Source organism: Tabrizicola sp., from assembly GCF_041919135.1.
GTDB lineage: Bacteria > Pseudomonadota > Alphaproteobacteria > Rhodobacterales > Rhodobacteraceae > Tabrizicola.
This window is the reverse complement of record NZ_JAYRUJ010000008.1, coordinates 144,136-160,615: the sequence shown is the minus strand read 5'-3', so window position 1 is coordinate 160,615 and position 16,480 is coordinate 144,136. Positions and strand designations below refer to the sequence as shown.

Annotated in this window: 24 protein-coding genes and 2 tRNA genes; 7 read left to right on the top strand and 19 right to left on the bottom strand. The window is 69.4% G+C overall.

Annotated features, from left to right (window positions below; translation table 11 throughout):
- Nucleotides 1–117 precede the first annotated feature (117 nt).
- A complete protein-coding gene (locus ACE3UA_RS08610; protein ID WP_374644085.1) occupies nucleotides 118–546 on the bottom strand; it encodes a TIGR01244 family sulfur transferase in 429 nt (142 codons plus the stop codon).
- A gap of 130 nt (nucleotides 547–676) precedes the next feature.
- Between ACE3UA_RS08610 and ACE3UA_RS08605 the strand changes: the two genes are divergently transcribed.
- Together ACE3UA_RS08605 and ACE3UA_RS08600 are read left to right on the top strand one after the other, a co-directional pair.
- Nucleotides 677–1,009, top strand: a complete 333-nt coding sequence (locus ACE3UA_RS08605) for a TraR/DksA family transcriptional regulator (protein WP_374644083.1) — start codon at nucleotides 677–679, stop codon at nucleotides 1,007–1,009.
- Nucleotides 1,006–1,206 (top strand): hypothetical protein, encoded by a 201-nt coding sequence (locus ACE3UA_RS08600; protein ID WP_374644081.1) that lies wholly within the window; start codon nucleotides 1,006–1,008, stop codon nucleotides 1,204–1,206. The genes ACE3UA_RS08605 and ACE3UA_RS08600 overlap by 4 nt, the downstream gene beginning before the upstream one ends.
- Here the strand turns inward: ACE3UA_RS08600 and ACE3UA_RS08595 are convergent.
- Nucleotides 1,203–1,418 (bottom strand): hypothetical protein, encoded by a 216-nt coding sequence (locus ACE3UA_RS08595; RefSeq protein WP_374644079.1) that lies wholly within the window; start codon nucleotides 1,416–1,418, stop codon nucleotides 1,203–1,205. The genes ACE3UA_RS08600 and ACE3UA_RS08595 overlap by 4 nt on opposite strands.
- 121 nt (nucleotides 1,419–1,539) lie before the next feature.
- Here ACE3UA_RS08595 and ACE3UA_RS08590 point away from each other — a divergent pair, with 121 nt between their 5' ends.
- On the top strand, nucleotides 1,540–1,794 hold the full coding sequence (locus ACE3UA_RS08590) for a DUF2312 domain-containing protein (protein ID WP_374644077.1): 255 nt from the start codon (nucleotides 1,540–1,542) through the stop codon (nucleotides 1,792–1,794).
- Here the strand turns inward: ACE3UA_RS08590 and ACE3UA_RS08585 are convergent.
- Nucleotides 1,791–2,663 (bottom strand): hypothetical protein, encoded by an 873-nt coding sequence (locus ACE3UA_RS08585; RefSeq protein WP_374644075.1) that lies wholly within the window; start codon nucleotides 2,661–2,663, stop codon nucleotides 1,791–1,793. The two genes, ACE3UA_RS08590 and ACE3UA_RS08585, sit on opposite strands and share 4 nt — an antisense overlap.
- Nucleotides 2,664–2,762: 99 nt before the next feature.
- Between ACE3UA_RS08585 and ACE3UA_RS08580 the strand changes: the two genes are divergently transcribed.
- Nucleotides 2,763–4,421: an ABC transporter permease gene (locus tag ACE3UA_RS08580; RefSeq protein ID WP_374644073.1), complete on the top strand. Its 1,659-nt coding sequence runs from the start codon at nucleotides 2,763–2,765 to the stop codon at nucleotides 4,419–4,421.
- A 44-nt stretch (nucleotides 4,422–4,465) separates the two neighbouring features.
- A tRNA-Thr gene (locus ACE3UA_RS08575) sits at nucleotides 4,466–4,541 on the top strand.
- A 47-nt stretch (nucleotides 4,542–4,588) separates the two neighbouring features.
- Here ACE3UA_RS08575 and ACE3UA_RS08570 read toward each other — a convergent pair.
- The 10 genes from ACE3UA_RS08570 to ACE3UA_RS08525 form a co-directional block, all read right to left on the bottom strand.
- On the bottom strand, nucleotides 4,589–4,927 hold the full coding sequence (locus ACE3UA_RS08570; protein WP_374644071.1) for a TfoX/Sxy family protein: 339 nt from the start codon (nucleotides 4,925–4,927) through the stop codon (nucleotides 4,589–4,591).
- 89 nt (nucleotides 4,928–5,016) lie between these two features.
- Entirely contained in the window at nucleotides 5,017–5,157 is a 141-nt protein-coding gene (locus ACE3UA_RS08565) for a hypothetical protein (protein WP_374644069.1), read from the bottom strand.
- 163 nt (nucleotides 5,158–5,320) lie between these two features.
- Complete coding sequence (locus tag ACE3UA_RS08560) at nucleotides 5,321–6,403, bottom strand: 2'-deoxycytidine 5'-triphosphate deaminase (protein WP_374644067.1); 1,083 nt, start codon at nucleotides 6,401–6,403, stop codon at nucleotides 5,321–5,323.
- A gap of 67 nt (nucleotides 6,404–6,470) precedes the next feature.
- A tRNA-Pro gene (locus tag ACE3UA_RS08555) sits at nucleotides 6,471–6,548 on the bottom strand.
- A 59-nt stretch (nucleotides 6,549–6,607) separates the two neighbouring features.
- Nucleotides 6,608–7,291, bottom strand: a complete 684-nt coding sequence (locus ACE3UA_RS08550; protein WP_374644065.1) for a MerR family transcriptional regulator — start codon at nucleotides 7,289–7,291, stop codon at nucleotides 6,608–6,610.
- A 14-nt stretch (nucleotides 7,292–7,305) separates the two neighbouring features.
- Nucleotides 7,306–7,620, bottom strand: a complete 315-nt coding sequence (ihfA, locus tag ACE3UA_RS08545; RefSeq protein WP_374644063.1) for an integration host factor subunit alpha — start codon at nucleotides 7,618–7,620, stop codon at nucleotides 7,306–7,308.
- 78 nt (nucleotides 7,621–7,698) lie between these two features.
- Entirely contained in the window at nucleotides 7,699–8,670 is a 972-nt protein-coding gene (locus tag ACE3UA_RS08540) for a beta-ketoacyl-ACP synthase III (RefSeq protein ID WP_374644061.1), read from the bottom strand.
- Nucleotides 8,667–9,788, bottom strand: a complete 1,122-nt coding sequence (gene plsX / locus ACE3UA_RS08535) for a phosphate acyltransferase PlsX (RefSeq protein WP_374644059.1) — start codon at nucleotides 9,786–9,788, stop codon at nucleotides 8,667–8,669. Before plsX ends, ACE3UA_RS08540 begins: the two co-directional genes overlap by 4 nt.
- Before the next feature lie 23 nt (nucleotides 9,789–9,811).
- Nucleotides 9,812–10,018 (bottom strand): 50S ribosomal protein L32, encoded by a 207-nt coding sequence (gene rpmF, locus ACE3UA_RS08530; RefSeq protein ID WP_103256027.1) that lies wholly within the window; start codon nucleotides 10,016–10,018, stop codon nucleotides 9,812–9,814.
- Between the two features lie 165 nt (nucleotides 10,019–10,183).
- Nucleotides 10,184–10,753 carry a YceD family protein gene (locus ACE3UA_RS08525; protein ID WP_374644057.1) on the bottom strand — a complete coding sequence of 190 codons (570 nt, stop codon included), beginning with the start codon at nucleotides 10,751–10,753 and terminating at the stop codon, nucleotides 10,184–10,186.
- A gap of 163 nt (nucleotides 10,754–10,916) precedes the next feature.
- Here ACE3UA_RS08525 and ACE3UA_RS08520 point away from each other — a divergent pair, with 163 nt between their 5' ends.
- Entirely contained in the window at nucleotides 10,917–11,402 is a 486-nt protein-coding gene (locus ACE3UA_RS08520; RefSeq protein ID WP_374644055.1) for an outer membrane protein assembly factor BamE, read from the top strand.
- Here ACE3UA_RS08520 and msrB read toward each other — a convergent pair whose 3' ends face one another.
- On the bottom strand, nucleotides 11,403–11,795 hold the full coding sequence (msrB, locus tag ACE3UA_RS08515; protein WP_374644053.1) for a peptide-methionine (R)-S-oxide reductase MsrB: 393 nt from the start codon (nucleotides 11,793–11,795) through the stop codon (nucleotides 11,403–11,405). It lies immediately after the preceding gene.
- Nucleotides 11,796–11,845: 50 nt separating this feature from the next.
- Here msrB and ACE3UA_RS08510 point away from each other — a divergent pair, with 50 nt between their 5' ends.
- On the top strand, nucleotides 11,846–12,571 hold the full coding sequence (locus ACE3UA_RS08510) for a GNAT family N-acetyltransferase (RefSeq protein ID WP_374644051.1): 726 nt from the start codon (nucleotides 11,846–11,848) through the stop codon (nucleotides 12,569–12,571).
- 93 nt (nucleotides 12,572–12,664) lie between these two features.
- Here ACE3UA_RS08510 and ACE3UA_RS08505 read toward each other — a convergent pair whose 3' ends face one another.
- From ACE3UA_RS08505 to ACE3UA_RS08485, 5 genes are all read right to left on the bottom strand, one after another.
- The gene (locus tag ACE3UA_RS08505; RefSeq protein ID WP_374644049.1) at nucleotides 12,665–13,042 is read right to left on the bottom strand and encodes a hypothetical protein; all 378 of its coding nucleotides are present in this window, start codon (nucleotides 13,040–13,042) and stop codon (nucleotides 12,665–12,667) included.
- A gap of 138 nt (nucleotides 13,043–13,180) precedes the next feature.
- Nucleotides 13,181–13,714, bottom strand: a complete 534-nt coding sequence (locus ACE3UA_RS08500) for a DUF4157 domain-containing protein (protein ID WP_374644047.1) — start codon at nucleotides 13,712–13,714, stop codon at nucleotides 13,181–13,183.
- A gap of 274 nt (nucleotides 13,715–13,988) precedes the next feature.
- Nucleotides 13,989–14,969, bottom strand: a complete 981-nt coding sequence (locus tag ACE3UA_RS08495; protein ID WP_374644045.1) for a methyltetrahydrofolate cobalamin methyltransferase — start codon at nucleotides 14,967–14,969, stop codon at nucleotides 13,989–13,991.
- A gap of 15 nt (nucleotides 14,970–14,984) precedes the next feature.
- Nucleotides 14,985–15,902 carry a methylenetetrahydrofolate reductase gene (locus ACE3UA_RS08490; RefSeq protein ID WP_374644097.1) on the bottom strand — a complete coding sequence of 306 codons (918 nt, stop codon included), beginning with the start codon at nucleotides 15,900–15,902 and terminating at the stop codon, nucleotides 14,985–14,987.
- Nucleotides 15,903–15,930: 28 nt separating this feature from the next.
- The gene (locus ACE3UA_RS08485) at nucleotides 15,931–16,233 is read right to left on the bottom strand and encodes a virulence factor (RefSeq protein ID WP_374644043.1); all 303 of its coding nucleotides are present in this window, start codon (nucleotides 16,231–16,233) and stop codon (nucleotides 15,931–15,933) included.
- Between the last annotated feature and the right edge of the window lie 247 nt (nucleotides 16,234–16,480).

Below are 16,480 nucleotides of genomic sequence, written 5' to 3'. Positions count from 1 at the left end.
CGCTCGGATCAGATCCCATTCGAAGTCCGAAAGATCAAAACGCGCCATCACCACCTCCATCGAGGCGAGTGAATCACGCTTCAGAACCCGCGGAAATCCCGTTTATGAGTTCACAGCCTAGACCTCGCGCGCCAGCGCCTCGAGCTGCGGGCGCAGATGCTCCAGCTGGTAGCCGTGGCGCGCGGGCAGGCCGATCAATTCCTCCACCGGGCGCTTGCCGGCATGGGCCAGCGCCCAGCAGATCGAGGAGCGGTTGCCCGAGGCGCAATAGGCCAGCACCGGCCCGGTCGCCGCGGCGATGGCCGCGCCCTGGGCCGCGACATTCTCCATGGTCAGCGCGCCGCCGATCACCGGATTGGCGATGAAGGCCAGACCCAGCGCCTCGGCCGCGGCGCGCATGGCGGGGGTGTGCAACTCGGCCGGGATCTCGCCGTCGGGGCGGTTGTCGAGGATGGTGGTATAGCCCGCCGCCTTGATCGCCGGCAGGTCGGAGGGGGCGATCTGCGGCGAGACCGCGTAATCGGGCGTGAGCGGGCGGATGTCCATCATTCTGTCCTCGGGCTGCGGCTGGCGCCTGTTTAGCGGCCGCGGGGCGAAAGCGGAAGCGGAAGCTTGACGTGGGTCAAGGCGGCGGGCCGGGTTTCGTGCGATGGTTGCAAAGTTGAAGGAGGACCGAATGACGGCCAGCGGAAAGACCCCGATCCCCCAGCGCAAGGCGCAGCTTGAACGCCGCCTCGCCGAGCTTGGCGCCCGGCTCGAGGCGATCGAGGATGAACTCGAATCGCACCAGAACCCGGATTGGGACGATCTGGCCGCCGAGCGGGAGGGCGACGAGGTGCTGGAGGCGACGGGCGAGGCCGGGCAGGCCGAGATCCGCAAGATCCACGCCGCGTTGCAGCGGATCGAGGCGGGCGAATATGGCGAATGTGTCCGCTGCGGCGCCGAGATCCCGGAGGAGCGGCTGGACGCCCTTCCCTGGACCCCCCTGTGCAGGAGTTGTGCGAAATGACCGGAAAGACTTCGGAAGACCTGATTCAGGCGGAAGCCGAGCTGCTCTCGGCCGGGATCGCGTTGCAGGAACAGGGGCTGGCGTTGCTTCTGGCCGAGATGCAGGCCCTGAAGGGGGTGATGTCGGGCAGCGTGCCCCTGGCCGAGCCGAAGACGGATGCCGAGACGGAAGCCGATTTCGACAACATGCCGGTCTAGCCGAAGAAGATCCCCACCACGACGAACATCAGCCCGAGGATCGAAAGCCCGAGCGCCGCGAGGTTGATCGCCACGATGCGTTGCAGTTCGGCGCGCATCGCATCGTCCGGCAGCCCCGCCCGCCGGGCCTTGAGCGCGCGCCGGACGCACCAGACCAGGCCCGCCACGCCCAGAAGCGTCAGGACCGCGCCGCCCCAGATCAGTGCCTGCATCACCCGTCCCCCGATTATCGCCCGGCGTCGCTACCGCTTTGGCCCGCGCGGCGCAACCCTTCCCGCTTGAACCCCGGGGGCCGGGCGGGGTAGGAAGCCCTTCATCCCTTTGGAGACCGCCATGGCCGATGCGAACGACCCCTATGCCGTGACCGCCGACGAACTGCGCCAGTTCATCGAACGCTACGAACAGCTTGAATCCGAGAAGAAGGACGTCACCGAGCAGCAGAAGGAGCTGATGGCCGAGGCCAAGGGCCGGGGCTATGACACCAAGGTGATGCGCAAGGTGATCGCGCTGCGCAAGCGCAAGCCGGACGAGATCGCCGAGGAAGAAGCGGTGCTGGAGATCTACAAGGCCGCGCTGGGAATGAGCTAAGGCTCGAGGAAGGTCACCCGGCCCATCCGGCGGATGTGGTTCACGTCCGCGTGGTAGCGGGCGGTCAGCGCGTCGACGGTGCCCTGGGTCCAGCCCGGCATGTCGACGACGGTCTCGATCGCCTCGGGCCGGGCGAACCTGTCGAGGAAATCGCTGACGATCCGCCGGCGCTCGGCGACGCTTTCCGGCGGGTGTTCGGCGCAATGGGCCCGCAGCTCGGCCAGGCCCGGCTCGGTCAGCGTCAGCGCCAGCACATCCTCGTTGTCCTGCAGGACGGTGCCCGGGCGATGGCCGGAGACCGCCTGCAGCACCTCGGGCCAGATCAGCGGCGTATCCTCGTCGCACCAGACCGTCAGCGGCACGCCGGGATTGCAGGACAGGATCTGCCGGATCGCATCGGACCAGGCAAGCGCGAGCGGATCGGCCTCGACCAGGGCGGGATCCTGGCCGCGCTCGGCGACCCTGGCCTTCAGCGCCGGAAGATAGGTCGCGGGGTTGCGGATCGCCAGGTGGAACTCGGGCTGGAAGTCGGGAAAGATCCGGGTGAAGGCGCGGATCCGCTCGCCCGCGGAATCGTAGAGCCTTCCGCGCACCGCCCAGGCCGGAAAGGACATGAAACTGTCCCAGCTGAGCACCAGCCGCCCGGCCCCCTCGGCGTCCATGATCTGGTCCAGGATCATCGCCTGGGTCTGGTCCGAGGCGGCGGCCCCCTTCAGCTGCAGGGCGGTGTCGCGCAGCAGCTTGCGGTAGCGGGTGGGCGAGGGGACGACGATTCCCTGTTCGGCCAGCAGCGCGCGGTTCTTCAGAAGGCAGCGGACCAGCCGGTCCTCGTCGGTGCAATGGGCCCCGAGATGAAAGACGATACGCATTGGCCCCGATTCACTCCGGCCGCATCCGGGCCGCATCCGGGCGCGACTATACGGGCTTTTCTGGACAGTCCAACCGCTTTCCGCTAGAGGCATCGGGCGATGACCGAGCGTTTCAGTCAACTTGACCAGTCCCCGCGCCGCATGCGCCCCGACCTCTGGACTCCGGGGGCGCTGGCGATTGCCGTCGTCGTGCTGGCGCCGGTGGTGTCGATCCTGTGGCTGGCGCTGACGCCGACCGAGAACATCTGGCCGCATCTGATGGCCACGGTGCTGCCGCGCTACATGGCGACGACGCTGGGGCTGATGCTGGGGGTGGCGGCGCTGACCGCGATGATGGGGACGGGGGCGGCCTGGCTGGTCAGCCAGTACCAGTTTCCGGGACGTTTCTGGCTGAAACATGCGCTGCTGTTCCCGCTGGCGATCCCGGCCTATGTCGGGGCCTATGCGCTGGTGGATTTCCTGGACTATGCCGGCCCGCTGCAATCCGCCCTGCGCGCCGCCTTCGGCTGGAGCACGGCGCGCGACTACTGGTTCCCCGAGACGCGCTCGCTCTGGGCGGCGGTGCTGGTGCTGTCCTTCGCGCTGTATCCTTACGTCTATCTCCTGGCCCGGGCCGCCTGGCGCGAGCAGTCGGGCCGGAGCTACGAGGTCGCGCGCGCGCTTGGCTGCGGGCCGGTCGCGGTCTTCCTGCGGGTGGGCCTGCCGCTTGCGCGTCCGGCGGTGGCGGCGGGGGTGGCGCTGGCGCTGATGGAGACGGTGGCCGACTACGGCACGGTGCAGCATTTCGGGGTGCAGACGCTGACCACCGGCATCTTCTCGACCTGGCTGAACGGCGGCAATGCCGGGGGGGCGGCGCAGATCGCGCTGGTGATCCTGGCGCTGATCCTGCTTCTGGTCGGGCTTGAGCGGGCAGGGCGGGGCAAGGCGCGGTTTCACCGGCTGGGCCGCGGCGCCCGCGCGGTCGAGCCGCAGCCGCTGACCGGGGCGCGGGCCTGGCTGGCGAGCGCGCTCTGCCTGTTCCCGGTCGCGGGGGGGTTCCTGCTGCCGGTGGGGGTGATGGCGGCGCAAAGCCTGGCCGCACCGCAGGGCTGGCTGGCCCCCGGCCTGGTCGAGGCCCTGCGCAACACGCTGGTCGTGGCCGGAGTCGCGGCGCTGGCGACGGTGGGGGCGGCGCTCTACCTCGTCTATGCGCTGCGGATGGCCGGCAGCCGGATCGCCGCCATGGTGCTGCCGGTGACGCTGATCGGCTATGCCGCGCCGGGGGCGGTGCTGGCGCTGGGGCTGCTGGTCCCGCTGGCCGCGCTGGACCACCGGCTTGCCGATGCGGTGCTGGCCGCGACGGGCCGGGACCCCGGCCTTCTGATCACCGGCACCGCCTTCGCGCTGGGGCTGGCCTATCTGGTGCGATTCTTCGGCATCGCCCAGGGCGCGCTGGATGCGGCCTATGGCCGGGTGGCGCCCAGCCTGCCGATGGCCGCGCGCTCGCTGGGGCGGACGCCGGGGGGGACGCTGGCGGCGGTCTACCTGCCCCTGATGCGCGGCTCGGTCCTGACGGCGCTGTTGGTGGTCTTCGTCGATTGCGTGAAGGAACTGCCGGCGACGCTGCTCTTGCGGCCCTTCGACTATAACACGTTGGCCACCCGCGTCTTCGAACTGGCCAGCCTGGAGCGGCTGAGCGAGGCCGCCCCGGCCGCGCTGGTGGTGATGGCGGTCGGCATGGCGGCAGTGGCGGTCCTGGCGCGCGAGCAGAAGGACTGAACCCTTGCGCGGGGGGGCGCGCGAGGCTATCTGGAAGGCCGGTGGCCCCTATAGCTCAGCTGGTAGAGCATCTGATTTGTAATCAGAGGGTCGGGGGTTCAAGTCCCTCTGGGGGCACCATTTCCGCCGATCTGCCATAGGCTGGCGATTCGCCCGGCTTGCGGTCCTCAGCCGCGTTCGACGACGCCGAGGAAGCCCAGCATCGCCTCCATGTCCGCCCGCAGCTTCGCCTCCGAGCGGTTGAACCCGGCGCAGAGGGTGTCGAAGCGTTTGCGCAGCGCCTTCTTCTCCTCGCCCTTGCAGTCGTTCCAGGGCCGGCCCTGCAGGCCCATGACCAGGACGTAATAGCCGATGAAATGCGGCCTGGAGCCGGCGGCCAGGAGGCGCCGGTAGGCCTCGTCGGGGCCGAGGGCGCGGATCTCCTCGGCGCTGGCGATGCCGGCGCGGGCGAAGGCCTGCTCCGAGGCGGGGCCGAGGTTCGGGATCGAGGAGACCGGGCTGGGCATGGGCGCAGGACGCGGGGACAGGACGGGGGGCTGGAACGACGAAGGCCAGCCTTGCGGCTGGCCCGAAGACTGTCAACGGGGCTTGTGCCTCAGATCGCCGCCCAGTCGCGGAAGATCGGCTGCCCGGCCTGCTGGCCCGGCTGCTGCGGCGCGCTGCCGGCCTGTTGCTGCTGTTGCTGTGACTGACCCGAACTGCCGCCTTGCTGGGGGTTCGGTTGCTGGGTGGCCATCTGACTGCTCCGTTCGCTGGCTCTGTCGCCTTCCACCGATGTTGCGTCGCATTGCGGCGTTTGCAAGGCGCTGGATGGCGGATTTGCGAGGAAATGGCAGGAATGTGAACTTGCGGCAACAGAATTCGCCAAAAGCGCGGGTCTTTCCGACCTGGCGTCGCGCCTATGCCATGCGGAACTGCTTGGCGAGCTTCAGGCCCTGGCCCTGGTAGTTCGAGGAAATCCCGGCCCCGTAAAGGGTTTCGGGGCGTTCCTTCATGTGTTCGTAGACCAGGCGGCCCACGACCTGGCCGTGCTCCAGCACGAAGGGGGCCTCGTGGCAGCGCACCTCCAGCACCCCGCGCGAGCCTGCGCCTCCGGCGGCGGCATGGCCGAATCCGGGGTCGAAGAAGCCGGCGTAATGGACGCGAAATTCGCCGACCATGGCAAGGTAGGGCGCCATTTCGGCGGCATAGTCCGGCGGGATCGTCACCGCCTCGCGGCTGACCAGGATGTAGAAGGCGCCGGGGTCCAGGATGATGCGGCCGTCGCGGCTGTGCAGCTCCTCCCAGAAATCGGCGACCGGGTAATGGCCGATCCGGTCAAGGTCGATCACCCCGGCATGCGGCTTGGCGCGGTAGCCGACCAGCGTGCCGCTGGCGGGCTTCAGGTCGACCGAGAAACCCAGGCCCTCGGAGATCACCGCCTCGCCGGTGACCAGCGGCTCGCGCGCGTGGAGGGCGGCAAGCTCGGCGTCGGAGAGGGTGGCCTGGCCCTGGCGGAAGCGGATCTGGTTCAGGCGCTGGCCCTCGCGCACCAGGACCGAGAAGCTGCGCGGGCAGACCTCGGCGTAGAGCGGGCCGTGGTAGCCTTCGGCGATGCGGTCGAACTCGATCCCGCCGTCGGTGATGGTGCGGGTCAGGAGGTCGAGCCGGCCGGAGGAGCTTTTGGCATTGGCGACGGCGGTCAGGCCGGGGGGCAGGGCGAGGCGCTCGGCCAGGGGAATCACGTAGACGCAGTTCTTCTCCAGGACGGCGCCTTCGGCCAGGTTCACCCGGTGCATGGTGAATTCCTGCAGCCGGTCCCGCACGCTGCGGCCATGGCCGGCCAGGAACGAGGCGCGGACGCGATAGGCGACGGGGCCGAGGCGCAGGTCGAGGCTGGCGGGCTGGATCTGGTCGTCGCGGATCGCGGGATCGGCGGCAAGCGCGCCGGTTCCGATCAACTGGCGCAGGTCCTGCGCGGGCAACACCCCGGATGTCGTCACGGCGTCCCCCCGACGGCCAGAAGTGAAACCGCCCGCACTGCCAGGGGGCAGGCGGGCGGGTTTTCGATGGTCGGGCCGGAGAGATTCGAACTCTCGACCTCCCGCCCCCCAGACGGACGCGCTAACCAGGCTGCGCTACGGCCCGACACGGGGCGATACATACCCGTATTCCGGGCCGGCGCAAGCGGGAAAGCGCATCATTCTTCACGCGGATCCGCCTTCGGCGCGATCGGCCAGCCGGGCGCGCAGCGCCGCGAGCCGTCCGGCGATCCGCGCCAGTTCCGGCCGGGCCGCCGCGAGGCTGCCGGCGGGCAAGCGCCTGATCCGGCTGGCAAAGGTCGCGTCGTCGCGGGGCGAGGCCGGGGGGCGCGGTTCCGGCGCGCGGGCCGCGGCGGCCTCGAACAGGGGCAGGACGGGCTGGACCGGCGGCGGGCGGGGCCGGGGCGGGGGCGGAGGCTCGGGGAGCACGACCTCGTCCTCGTCCTCGTCCTCGATGGCGATGAAGGCGGCCTCGGGGATTTCCCCGGCGGTCTCCGCGGCGGTCGCCTCGGGGGGCGGGCCTTCGGCTGTGGCCTCCGCGGCCTCGGGCATGGCGATCAGGCTGTCCAGCGCGACCGTCTCGTCCGACAGGCCCGCCACATGCCGCACGCCATGGTCGCGCAGGATCTTCTGCACGCCGCGAATCGTCAGCCCCTCGTCATGCAGCAGACGCTTGATCCCGGTCAGGAGCGCCACGTCCGAGGGCCGGTAGTAGCGCCGCCCTCCGGCCCGCTTGACCGGGCGGATCTGCGGAAAACGGCTTTCCCAGAAGCGCAGCACATGGGCGGGCGTCTCCAGCTGGTCCGCGACCTCGCTTATGGTGCGGAAGGCGTCCGGCGACTTGTCCATTCCGGGGGTATTCCTCAGCGTTTGGTGCCCGCTGCCACGCGGTCCTTCATCAGATGCGAGGGCCGGAAGGTCAGCACCCGGCGCGGCGAGATCGGCACTTCCTCGCCCGTCTTGGGATTGCGGCCGACGCGGGCGGATTTCGCGCGCACCGAAAAGGTGCCGAAGGAGGAGATCTTCACCGTCTCGCCCTGGGCCAGGGCGTCGGACATGTGTTGCAGCACGCTTTCCACCAGATTGGCGGATTCGTTGCGGCTGAGCCCGACCTCGCGAAAGACGGCTTCGCTGAGATCCATCCGGGTCAAGGTCTTCTCGCTCATCACGTCCCCCACGTGGCTGTTTTGGCGAGATTGGGCCGGATGGATTATCGAGTCAATATCAACCACTTGCGGCACGCGGTTGAGAGGCGGCTACCAGCGCAGGACGACCGAGCCCCAGGCCAGCCCGCCGCCGATCGCCTCGGTCACCAGAAGGTCGCCGGGCTTGATCTGGCCGCGCGCCTTGCCGACCGAGAGGGCGAGGGGAATCGAGGCGGCCGAGGTGTTGCCATGGTCCTGCACGGTGACGACGACACGCTCCATCGGGACCTGCATCCGCTTAGCCGTGCCCTCGATGATGCGCAGGTTGGCCTGGTGCGGCACGATCCAGTCGACATCGTCGGGCGTCAGCCCGGCCTTGTCCAGCGCGTGATGCGCGGTTTGCGCAAGCTTTTCAATGGCATGGCGGAAGACTTCCTTGCCTTCCATCACCAGATGCCCGGTGGTTCCGGTCGAGGTGCCGCCATCGACGTAGAGGATGTCCTTGAAGCGCCCGTCCGAATTCAGGTCGGTGGACAGGATCCCCCGGTCGGCGGGCGTGCCCGCAGCCTCGGCGGCCTCGAGCACCAGCGCGCCCGCGCCGTCGCCGAAGAGGACGCAGGTGGTGCGATCCTGCCAGTTCATCAGCCGGCTGAAGGTCTCGGCCCCGATGACGAGGATGCGGCGGGCCTGGCCCGAGACGATCAGCGCATTGGCATTGGCCAGCGCATAGACGAATCCGGCGCAGACGGCCTGGACGTCGAAGGCGAAGCCGCGGGTCATCCCGAGTTCGGCCTGGACCATGGTGGCGACCGAGGGGAAGGTGAGGTCGGGGGTCGAGGTCGCGACGATGATCGTGTCGATGTCGCCGGCCGCGATCCCGGCATCGGCCAGCGCGGCGCGGGCGGCGCGGGCGGCGAGGTCGGAGGTCAGCTGCCCCTCGGCCGCGAAATGCCGCCGCTCGATCCCCGAGCGCGAGCGGATCCATTCGTCCGAAGTCTCGACGATCGCCTCGAATTCGCTGTTCGGCACAATGCGGTCGGGAAGATAGTGCCCGACGCCTTTCACTACGGCGCGTATCGTCATTCGGTCGGACTGCTCCCCGTCCCGTTGGCGGGACCCACACGGCCGCCATCCTGCCCTGCGGCCTCGGCGGATGCAACCCGCGCGGCCAGACGCTCGAGAAAGTGGACCTGGGCCAGCTGGTAGGCCAGCCCGATCGCCGCCGCGATCCCGGTCGAATCGGCCGAGCCATGCGACTTGATCACCGTGCCGTTGAGGCCGAGGAACACCCCGCCATTCACCCGGCGCGGGTCGATCCGGCGCTGCAGCCGCCCCAGCGCGCCACGCGCCATCAGCGCGCCGAGCTTGGCCATCAGCGTGCTGGTCAGGGTCTGCCGCATGAGGTCGCTCACCAGACGGGCGGTGCCCTCGATCGCCTTCAGCGCGACATTGCCGGTGAAGCCGTCGGTCACGATCACATCGACCCGGTCCGAGAGGATGTCGGTGCCCTCGACGAAGCCGACATAGTCGAAATCCCCGGCCCCGGCGCGCTTGCCCAGAAGCGCATGCGCCTCCTGCAGCTCGGCCCGGCCCTTGTGCTCTTCGGTGCCGACGTTCAGGAGGCCGACGCGCGGGCGCGGCAGGCCAAGGCCGTTGCGGGCGTAGGAGGCGCCCATGAAGGCGAATTGCAGGAGGTCCCCCGGATCGGCCTTCACGTCGGCGCCCATGTCGAGCATGACGTTCATCTTGCCGGGCTTCGGGGTGGGAAAGAGGCTGGCGATGGCCGGGCGGTTCAGCCCCGGCATCTTGCGCAGGCGCAGCATCGACACCGCCATCAGCGCGCCGGTATTGCCGCAGGAGACGGCGGCCGCCGCCTCGCCCTCGCGCAGGGAATCGATCGCCGACCACATCGAGGTGCCCTGGCCGTGGCGCATGACCTGGCTGGGCTTGTCCTCCATCGTCACCGCGCGGTCGGCGTGGCGCAGCGTGATGCGGGGGGCAAGGTCGGGATGGCGGTCCAGCAGCGGCCGGAGCGCCGCCTCGTCGCCATGCAGGATCACGTCCAGCCGGTCATGCTGGGCCAGCGAGTCGACAAGGCCGGCAACCACCGCCGCCGGCCCCCGGTCGCCACCCATGGCGTCCACCGAAATGACGACACGCTCGGAAGCCGTGGCAGACACAGACGAGGGTCCGGTGGCCATGGGAACGTCGCGCGGGGCGTGGATTACGCCGCGTCCTCGTCCAGGTCCACTTCGCGCGCCATCGAGACGACTTCGCGCGAATCGTAGTGGCCGCAGGCGCTGCAGACGTGGTGCGGGCGCTTCAGCTCGCCGCAGTTCGGGCAGTCGTTCGGATTGGCGGCAACAAGGGCGTCATGCGCGCGGCGCATGTTGCGGCGGGATTTCGTGGTGCGGTTCTGCGGGACAGCCATGTCTCAACCTTCGGGCAGTGGGGACGGGAGGCCCCGGTTTTCCTTTGTTCCGCAACAGCCTGGCCTGCCCTGTGGACAATAGCCGACGCATGCTGCTTCACAGCTTGAATAAGGCGCGGAACATACTCGGATTCCGGGGCGGTGCAAGCCCCTTTTCGCCGGCGCCTAAGCCTCGTCCTCCGGGCCGCCGCCGGGCTTGGCGGCAAGCTTGCCCGCAAGCCCGGCAAGGCCGGCGAAAGGCTTGAGCGCGGCATCGGTCAGCGGCTCGACCCCCGGCGCGGCATGGACCGCCTCGCCCAGTTCGGCCCCCGGCGCGCGGGGATATTCCGGCAGGGCCAGCGCCAGGGCCTCGGCCGCAAGCTCGGCCAGGTCGATCACCTCGGGCAGGGGGTCGAGGCTGTCGTCCCCGGTCATCTCGACCTCGTCGCCCTCGGGCGTGGCGAGGCCGGCGACATAGCGCCGCCGCACGGGTTCGTCCAGCCGGGCGGGGACGGGGGCAAGCGTCACGACGCAGGCCTGGGTGGCGCTGGCCAGGAGCCGGGCCTCGAGCACCAGCTCGTCGCGGCCCGCGGGGCGGATCTCGCCCTCCAGCGCCAGCCGGTCGAGCGCCAGGAGCCCGAGGTCGCCGGCGAGCGCGGTCCGCTCGGCACCGTCGGCCTCATGGCGGAAGCGGGTGGGCTTGCGCGGGCTGAGGGTCGCGGTGCGCAGCCGGGTGGGGCGGTCTTTGTCGGTCATGGCGGATCCGGTCTGGGGCAAGGGGCAACGCGCGGGGCAGGTCCGGCGTTCCATTCTTGAACATGGGCCTGTGCATCTGTTATCCCGAAGCCCAGGGGTTTTGAAGAACCCGCGTTCGGAGGGGCCCCGGCCCGCCGATCCAGCATTGGGCATGAGGGCAGGCATGGCAGTAATCCGGTTGGCGCACGCGGTCCTGGCGGCAGGCCCAAGCCTGCGCAGGAGCGGCCTGGCGCTGGTTCTTGGCGTCGCGATCGCCGCCTGCTCTCCGGTGATCCGCAACCACGGCTATGTCCCGGCCGAGGACGAGCTGGCCCAGGTCGTGGTCGGCACCGACACGCGCGAGACGGTGGGCCAGAAGATCGGCCGGCCCTCGACCTCGGGCCTCTTGAACGACGAGGGCTGGTACTACGTCCAGAGCCGCTACCGCCATATCGGCCCGCGCCAGCCGAAGGAGATCGAGCGCCAGGTGCTGGCGATCACCTTCAACGAGGCCGGCGTGGTCGAGAACATCGGCCGCTTCGGGCTGGAGGACGGCAAGGTCGTCGAGATCTCGCGCCGGGTGACCGAGACCAACGTCAAGGGCCTGAACCTGATCCAGCAGCTTCTGGGCAATATCGGCCAGTTCAATCCGGGCATGCTGCAGGAGTGATCAGGCCTCGGGCTCGAAGCGCAGCGCAACGCCGTTGACGCAGTAGCGCAGGCCGGTGGGGGCGGGGCCGTCGGGGAAGACATGGCCCAGATGCGCCTCGCAGCGGGCGCAATGCACCTCGGTGCGGCGCATGAAATGGCTGGTATCGGACTGCTCGCCCAGCCGTTCGGGATCGAGGGGGGCGTAGAAACTGGGCCAGCCCGAGCCGCTGTCGTATTTGGTGGCGGCGTCGAACAGCGGCGCATCGCAGCAGACGCAGCGGAAGGTGCCGGGGCCCTTGGGGAAATTGTCCTGGGTGAAGGCGCGTTCGGTGCCGTGCTGGCGGGTCACCCTGTAGGCGAGGTCGGACAGTTCGGCCTGCCATTCGGCATCGGTCTTGACGATCTTTTCCATGCGGGTCTCCTTTCAGGGTAATCTAGGCGCGGCAGGCGCGGGGGAAAAGGGTGGAGCCGATCCGGACAGGCGGGATGGTGGCGCGGCTGGCCGAGGGGCCGGTCGACATGGCGCGGGTGATGGCCCTGCGCCGGGCGGCCTTTCCCCGCGCCTCGGGCCAGGAGGAGGACGCGCAGGACGCGCTCTCGGCGCATCTGATGGTTGAGGACGGCGGGCAGCTCTTCGCCTATTTCCGGGTGATGCTGTTCGGCTGGGGCGCGGGTCTCGGGCAGGGCTATGCGGCGCGGTTCTACGATCTCGGCCCGCTTTCGGGCTATGCCCGGCCCATCGCCGAGATGGGGCGATTCTGCGTGGCGCCGGGGGGCGTGCATCCGGACGTGCTGCGGCTGGCCTGGGGGGCGATGACGCGGATCGTGGACGAGGGGCAGGCCGGGCTGATCCTGGGCTGCACCTCGTTCCGGGGCGCGGGCTGGCAGGTGCATCGGGCCGGGCTGGCGCTGCTGGCGGCGGAGTTCATCGGGCCGGAGGACCATCTGCCGGGGCGGAAGGCGGCGGAGGTGGTGGACTATCCGGCGCTGGCCGGGCCGGTGGCGGATCGCAGGGCCTCGCTCGCCGGGTTGCCGCCGCTGCTCAGGACCTATCTGGGAATGGGGGGCTGGGTCTCGGATCACGCGGTGGTGGACCGGGAACTGGACACGCTGCATGTCCTGACCTGCGTCGAGGTGGACCGGGTGCCGCCCGCGCGGGCGGCGAGCCTGCGGGCGGTGGCGGGATAGCGTCCACGGTGGACAAACGCCGAAGTCTGGTTGTGGGCGTTGGGGTGTTGCCAAGGATTGGCGGTGCCTGCCTTGCGCCCCACGCCCGCAGCTTTAGTCGGCCATCCGATAGCAGATTTCCCCGCGTTGGGCGGCGTAGCAGTCGAAGCCGTCATGCACCCCGGTCGCCTCGAACTGGCCGAAGGGGGTATGGGCGTGGCCGGAGCCATCCTCGCCATAGGACACATCGGCCGTGCCGCCGTCCTTGATCAGGTAGAAGAACTGCCCGTAGTGCAGCGATCCATCGGCATTCTGCGTGACATCATGGATGATGAGCACGGTGGAATCGGACCGATCGACGAAGCAGGGCCCCTCCATCATGTCCTTCGCGTCGACATTCGCGCGGCAGGTGGCGTTGGGCGGGGCGTCCTGCGCCATGGCGGCGCCGGTGCAGAGCAGGATCAGGGCGGCGGTGAGGGGGCGGAGGGTCATCGGCAAGATCTCCAATATGCAGAATGAAGCATGAGGCGATGGAAGCCGGGCGCGCCGGCCCGTGTCAATGCGGCGAACCTTGCCAAGCCGGGTTTCGGACGCGCGCCGGGGCGCGGTGTCGGGAATCGCGGCAGGCGCTCAGCCGCCGCCGTGCAGCGCCTTGAGGGCCGCGCCGATGGCGTAGGCGTCGCGCTCCACCGCGTCGTGGTCGCGGAGGTAGCGACGGGCGAAGCCGTAGACGCCCCAGGCGCGGAATTGCTCGACATGCTTCACCTCATGGCCCCAGAGGGCGATGTTGTTCTCGGCGTCCCAGGGGTCGGCGAAGGTGATGGTGTCGATTGCCGCGACCGCGGTCGCCTCGCCGTAGCGGATCGAGAAGGATTGGACGGTGGCCGTCTCGGTCGTGCCGATGCGGTAGGTGATGCCGTCCAGCAGATCGGCGGGATACCAGTCGAGGAGAGCCTCGCGGATCCGGGGCGGCATCGGAAGGGTGCCCTCGGCCCGTGCCTGATCCCGGGAGTGCCGAAGCGCGCCGGCGAGGGCGGAGGCGGCGAGGTCGAGGCCGGTCTCGACGGCGGTGCGTCCGGTGGCGGCGAGCGGCAAGCCGAGGTCCTGCGCGCTGGCGGCTGCGGCTGCGAGGAGCCAGAGAGCGGCAATGCGGGACGGGGTCATCTGGTCTTCCGGCAACTGGCCAGGGCAGGGTGCCAAGGCCGTTCGGCGGGTGCAACCGGGCCCGGCGCGCGGTGCCGCAAAGGTGAAGGCCGGCGCGGCGGGGTGGGTGAGACAGCCCGGGCCCCAGAACCGGCGGTGCGGCGGGTGGGAGGCGTCGGAGCCTCCGGCGGGAGTATTTGTCAAAAGAGCAAGCGCGGGGGCGGGATGGGCGATGGCCGCGCCGGGTCCGGCCGGGGGGTGGGGCAGGGTGGGCGTGTCGCCCACCCCGCAGGGGTCAGGCCCGGCCGCGACGGCCGCCGCGACGGCCACCGGCGGCTTGCGCGGCGGCGGCGGAGGCTTCGGCGAAGCTCATGCCGGTTTCCACCGTCTCCAGCACCTTGGCGAAGCGGATCCATTCGCCGCCGTTCGCGTCGTGGTTCATCAGGAAGTTGGCGGCGCGGATCGCCTCCATCTCCTGCTGGCGGACGGGGTTCATGATCGCCGAGGTCATGCCCGCACCGATCGCCATCGGCAGGAAGGCGCCGTTGATGCCGTGGCGGTGCGGCAGGCCGAAGGAGATGTTCGAGGCGCCGCAGGTGGTGTTGACGCCAAGTTCTTCCCGCAGGCGGCGGACCAGGGCAAAGACCTGCTGGCCGGCCGAAGCCATGGCGCCCACGGGCATCACCAGCGGGTCGACGACGATGTCATGCGCCGGGATGCCGAAATCGGCGGCGCGCTGGACGATCTTCTTCGCCACGGCGAAGCGGACGTCCGGATCGGGCGAGATGCCGGTGTCGTCGTTCGAGATCGCGACGACCGGCACGTTGTATTTCTTGACCAGCGGCAGGACGAGTTCCAGCCGTTCCTCCTCGCCCGTGACGGAGTTCAGGAGCGGGCGGCCTTCGCAGGCCATCAGCCCGGCTTCCAGCGCGCCGGGGACCGAGGAGTCGATGCAGAGCGGCACGTCGGTCACGCCCTGGACGATCTCGATCAGCTGCTTCATCAGCGGCGGCTCGACGAAGTTGTTGTCGGCGTAGCGCGGGTCCTTGGCCATCATGTTGGTGAAGACCGCGCCCGAGTTGATGTCGAGGACGGTGGCACCGCAGGCGACCTGTTCCAGCGCGTCCTTGATGACGGTCTCGAAATTGCCGGCCTCAAGCTCGGCGGCGAGCTTCTTGCGGCCGGTGGGGTTGATGCGTTCGCCGATCACGCAGAAGGGCTCGTCAAAGCCGATGGTGACGGTTTTCGTTTTGGATTCAACGACAGTACGGGTCATTCCTGAACCTTTTTCTCAGGCGGTTGCGCTGGCCGGGGTGCCCGAGGCGCCGCCGTTTTCGGTGACCCACTGGGCATTGGTCTTGATGCCGCCCAGGGGGAAGAAATGGACCTGCTCGATGCCGAAGCCGGGGTTCGCGGCCTTGTGGGCGGCGAGGCCCTCCAGCACTTCGGTGGGCTCGTAGGGCAGCAGGAGCTTGGTCACGTCCATCGCGCGCTTCTGCAGCACGCGGAGCGAGGGGCCGACGCCGCAGGCGATGGCGAACTTGATCAGGGTCTGCAGCTTGGCGGGGCCGGCGATGCCGATGTGGACGGGAAGCTTGATCCCCTCGGCCTGCAGGCGGTTGACCCAGTCGATCACCGGCTGGGCCTCGAAGCAGAACTGGGTGGCCATGGCCATCTTCGCGTCGGTCCGTTCCATGAAGGCGGATTTCCAGCGGGCGGCTTCCATCACCATGCGGTCCGATCCGTCGGGGTCGATGTCCTTGTTGCCTTCCGGGTGGCCGGCGACATGCAGGCGCTTGAAGCCGGTGAAGGCCCCGGATTCGAGAAGTTGCATCGAGGTGGAGAACTCGCCCACCGGGGTGGCGACGCCGCCGGCGAGGAGCAGGCCCTCTTCGACGCCGACGTCGCGGTAACGCGCGACCCAGTCGAGGAGCGTGGCCTTGTCCTTGATGATGCGCGCGGGGAAATGCGGCATCACGTCGAAGCCCTCGGCGCCGATGCGCCTGGCGGTGGCGATCATCTCCTCGACCGGGGTGCCGTCGATATGGGCGATGTAGACGCGGGTCCCGGTCGGCAGGATGTCGCGGAAGCTTTCCACCTTCTCGGCGGTGCGCGGCATGACCTCGATCGAATAGCCCTTGAGGAAGCCTTCGAGCGGCTGGCCGGTGGCGGGGGCGTCGTCCTTGCGGCGGAAGTTGAACAGGGCCATGACGGTCTCCTTAAGGGTCATGATGGGCTCAGGCCTTGGCCCAGCCTTCGGCGTCGATCAGCGCCTTGAGGCGCGGGGTGTCGAACTCGGCCTCGAGGCGGGCGGCATGGGCGGCGGCGAGGGCGTCGGGATCGCCCTCCTCCTCGGCCACCACGGCCTTGCGCCATTCGGCGAGATAGGCATCGGTGTCGCGCGCGCCGACTTTCATGGCGCAGCGGTCGATGGCCTGTTCGAAGCGTTCGGGAAGCTGGACCTTCGATCCGCGCCGGCCCTTGCCGACGATGACCTGGGCCGGAATGTCGCGCCAGAATACGACGGTGATTTCGGCCATTTCCGCTGATTCCCCTTGGCTGCTGTGCCCCAGTTGATAGTCGCGCGGTCGCGACAGGCAGTGTCGGTTTTCGACATGGCGAAGGATGTAAGCGACCCCTGTCAACTTGTCGCGATCAGGAGGACTTGGGAAGGGGGCGCGAGGGGCTGGGGGCCGGAAAAATCTTCATGCAGATGATGAAGGGGGCAGGACCGCCCCGGCAAGGCTGCGGACAGGCCACTTGCGCCCTTGCCGGTTCGCGACTACC

Bases quoted from the DNA above. Each gene is read 5' to 3' on its own strand.
- ACE3UA_RS08505 (WP_374644049.1), bottom strand. From the start codon at position 13,042: ATGACCCTCCGCCCCCTCACCGCCGCCCTGATCCTGCTCTGCACCGGC.
- rpmF (WP_103256027.1), bottom strand. From the start codon at position 10,018: ATGGCTGTCCCGCAGAACCGCACCACGAAATCCCGCCGCAACATGCGC.
- ACE3UA_RS08525 (WP_374644057.1), bottom strand. From the start codon at position 10,753: ATGACCGACAAAGACCGCCCCACCCGGCTGCGCACCGCGACCCTCAGC.
- ACE3UA_RS08550 (WP_374644065.1), bottom strand. From the start codon at position 7,291: ATGGACAAGTCGCCGGACGCCTTCCGCACCATAAGCGAGGTCGCGGAC.
- ACE3UA_RS08605 (WP_374644083.1), top strand. From the start codon at position 677: ATGACGGCCAGCGGAAAGACCCCGATCCCCCAGCGCAAGGCGCAGCTT.
- ACE3UA_RS08610 (WP_374644085.1), bottom strand. From the start codon at position 546: ATGGACATCCGCCCGCTCACGCCCGATTACGCGGTCTCGCCGCAGATC.
- msrB (WP_374644053.1), bottom strand. From the start codon at position 11,795: ATGGAAAAGATCGTCAAGACCGATGCCGAATGGCAGGCCGAACTGTCC.
- ACE3UA_RS08590 (WP_374644077.1), top strand. From the start codon at position 1,540: ATGGCCGATGCGAACGACCCCTATGCCGTGACCGCCGACGAACTGCGC.
- ACE3UA_RS08500 (WP_374644047.1), bottom strand. From the start codon at position 13,714: ATGACCCCGTCCCGCATTGCCGCTCTCTGGCTCCTCGCAGCCGCAGCC.
- ACE3UA_RS08580 (WP_374644073.1), top strand. From the start codon at position 2,763: ATGACCGAGCGTTTCAGTCAACTTGACCAGTCCCCGCGCCGCATGCGC.
- ACE3UA_RS08570 (WP_374644071.1), bottom strand. From the start codon at position 4,927: ATGCCCAGCCCGGTCTCCTCGATCCCGAACCTCGGCCCCGCCTCGGAG.
- ACE3UA_RS08565 (WP_374644069.1), bottom strand. From the start codon at position 5,157: ATGGCCACCCAGCAACCGAACCCCCAGCAAGGCGGCAGTTCGGGTCAG.
- ACE3UA_RS08595 (WP_374644079.1), bottom strand. From the start codon at position 1,418: ATGCAGGCACTGATCTGGGGCGGCGCGGTCCTGACGCTTCTGGGCGTG.
- ACE3UA_RS08490 (WP_374644097.1), bottom strand. From the start codon at position 15,902: ATGGCCCTGTTCAACTTCCGCCGCAAGGACGACGCCCCCGCCACCGGC.
- ACE3UA_RS08485 (WP_374644043.1), bottom strand. From the start codon at position 16,233: ATGGCCGAAATCACCGTCGTATTCTGGCGCGACATTCCGGCCCAGGTC.
- ACE3UA_RS08495 (WP_374644045.1), bottom strand. From the start codon at position 14,969: ATGACCCGTACTGTCGTTGAATCCAAAACGAAAACCGTCACCATCGGC.
- ACE3UA_RS08585 (WP_374644075.1), bottom strand. From the start codon at position 2,663: ATGCGTATCGTCTTTCATCTCGGGGCCCATTGCACCGACGAGGACCGG.
- ACE3UA_RS08540 (WP_374644061.1), bottom strand. From the start codon at position 8,670: ATGACGATACGCGCCGTAGTGAAAGGCGTCGGGCACTATCTTCCCGAC.
- ACE3UA_RS08520 (WP_374644055.1), top strand. From the start codon at position 10,917: ATGGCAGTAATCCGGTTGGCGCACGCGGTCCTGGCGGCAGGCCCAAGC.
- plsX (WP_374644059.1), bottom strand. From the start codon at position 9,788: ATGGCCACCGGACCCTCGTCTGTGTCTGCCACGGCTTCCGAGCGTGTC.
- ACE3UA_RS08600 (WP_374644081.1), top strand. From the start codon at position 1,006: ATGACCGGAAAGACTTCGGAAGACCTGATTCAGGCGGAAGCCGAGCTG.